General features: G+C 69.6%; 2 protein-coding genes. Both read right to left on the bottom strand.

The features are described 5' to 3' along the window. Positions 1-190: hypothetical protein (locus VFX99_RS14285; protein ID WP_329666960.1), on the bottom strand; the 190-nt coding region annotated here is incomplete at its 3' end. A gap of 68 nt (positions 191-258) precedes the next feature. After that, the gene (locus tag VFX99_RS14280; protein ID WP_329666959.1) at positions 259-2,094 is read right to left on the bottom strand and encodes a bifunctional metallophosphatase/5'-nucleotidase; all 1,836 of its coding nucleotides are present in this window, start codon (positions 2,092-2,094) and stop codon (positions 259-261) included. Between the last annotated feature and the right edge of the window lie 166 nt (positions 2,095-2,260).

Raw genomic sequence — 2,260 nt, 5'->3', positions numbered from 1 at the left:
GCCACGGCACGCCGTCGAAGTGCTCGGACACGAGCACGACCACGTACTCGGGCCCGCGCTCGCGCTGCGCGGGGGCGCCGCGGACGTCGGCCACCCGGGCGCCGCCGAGCAGCGCGCGCTGGACCGGCCAGCGGTCCGCGATCCGCCGCACGTAGCGCTCGAGCTCGCGGTGGTTGAGCTCTGCAGTCACGCGCGGCGGATTGTGGCCGACGGAGCGGCGGCGGGCAAGGCCGGAGCCTCGCCCGCCGCCGAGAGGCGCTAGTTGAGTCGCGTGATGCGGTTCAGCGGCGGCGGCGCGAGGTTCGGGTGGTTCCCGAGATAGCGCGTGAACGCATCGAGGTCGACCTCGCCGCCGAGCGCGTTCGTGCACTGCGTGAACACGGTGTAGCCGTCACCGCCGTCGGCCATGAAGTTGTTCATGGCGATCCGGTAGGAGGCGGCCTTGTCGACGGCCACGCCGCCGAACGTGAGGGTTCCGTCCACCACCCGCTTCGTGGCGTTGTCCCATGTGTAGCGGACGTTCGCCGACGGCAGCATGATCCGGTTCGAGCCGGTCGACGGGTTGTTGAACTGCTGGTTGAGCACGTCGTAGAGCTGCTGGCCGGTGCACGTCTTGACGACGAGCGTGTTGCCGAACGGCTGGACGGTGAACGCCTCGCCGTAGGTGACCTGGCCGTCCGCCGTCTCGACGCCGGTGCGGGCATGGAACAGGCTGCTGCGCACGCCGCCGGCGTTCATGAAGGCCGCCACGGCACCGCCGAAGTCGGTCGGGGAGGTGGCCTCGAGCATGGCGTCCGCGATCACGTCGCCCATCGGCTGCTCACCCGCGGCGTTCTGGCCGTTGGGCGTGCCGCGCGCGGACAGGATGTCGGCGGAGATCGTGCCGATGATCCGGTTGGCGAGCGGCGCCGACAGGTCCGTGTACTTCTTCAGGAGCGCCGAGGCCTGCGCGTCCTTCGGGACGTCCTGGGAGACCAGGCGGTTCGTCGCGACCGCCGACTCGATCGCCTTCGACCGGTGGCCGATGGTGAGGTCGATGTCCGTGATCAGCCGCCCGAACGACGCGGCGCTGGTCACGAGCTTGCCCGAGAAGTTGCAGACGTAGGGCTGGTGCGTGTGGGCGGAGACGATGACGCCGATGCGCGGGTCGAGCCCCTCGGCGATGGCCTTCATCTCCGGGCCGTTGAAGTCGTCGCACTTGTTGACGTCCATGTACGCGTTCGGCTGGTTCTGCGGCCCCGGGAACACCGGAGCGGGCACCCGCTGCGAGCCGCCCTGGTGCAGCAGCACGACGAAGGACTTGACGCCCTGCTCGCGGCGGAGCTTGCGCACGAGTGCGTTGGCGGTCGTGACCTCAGGCCGGAACTCGAGGCCCTCGACGGCCGACGGGGTGACCACGGTCGGCGTGCCCTCGAAGGTCATGCCGATGAACGCGATCTTCGCGTTGCCGACCTTCTTGACCTCGTACGGAGGGAAGATCGTGCGGTTCGTGCCCGTGAAGAACACGTTGGCGGCGAGGTACTTGAAGAACGCACCGCCGAACGGGCTCCCGTCCTGGCAGCCGTCGACGGGATGGCAGCCGTCGCCGCCCCGCTGGTTGCCGTACTGCATGCGCTGCAGCTCCGCGACGCCCTCGTCGAACTCGTGGTTGCCCACGCCGACGTCGTCCATGCCGATGAGGTTCATCGCCTCGATGGTGGGCTCGTCGTGGAACAGCGCCGAGACGAGCGGGCTGGCGCCGATGAGGTCGCCCGCCCCCACGGTGATCGTGTTCGGGTTCTGGGCCTGCAGGGCCTTCATGTGGGTGGCGAGGTACTCGATGCCGCCCGTGGGCTGCGTGATCGGCGCCCAGCCCGTCTGAGTCCCGCTGGTGTTCCGGACCGGGTTGCAGCACCCGATCTGGATCGTGCCCGGAGTGTCAGGGGCGAGGTGGCCGTGGAGGTCGTTGATCGCGAGCAGCTGGACGCGCTGGTCCTTCTGCTTGCCCTTGTGCGCGGATTTGCCCTTGGCCTGGGCGCCCGGCACGGCGATCGCCAGCGCGGCGAGCGCCAGCCCGAGAATGCGCGCTCCACTGCGCGCATGCGAGATCTGCATTGAGTTGCAACCCCTTCGTCGTTCGTGACCGGGCGCCCCCTCGGCGCCCGCTCCAAGCACAGCGCGGTCTGGAAACCCGCGCGTTATGTTGCCGTGAAGCCTAGTGGTGACTCCGCCGGAGGCAAACCCCCGTCAGCGGAACTCGTCCGCCGAGTGCGGGCCCACG

The organism is Microbacterium sp. (genome assembly GCF_036277215.1).
Lineage (GTDB): Bacteria > Actinomycetota > Actinomycetes > Actinomycetales > Microbacteriaceae > Microbacterium.
Note: the sequence above shows the minus strand (reverse complement) of the source record. Positions and strands in the feature narration are given on the sequence as shown.

Coding starts and splice junctions, on each gene's coding strand:
- VFX99_RS14280 (WP_329666959.1), bottom strand. CDS start 2,094: ATGCAGATCTCGCATGCGCGCAGTGGAGCGCGCATTCTCGGGCTGGCG.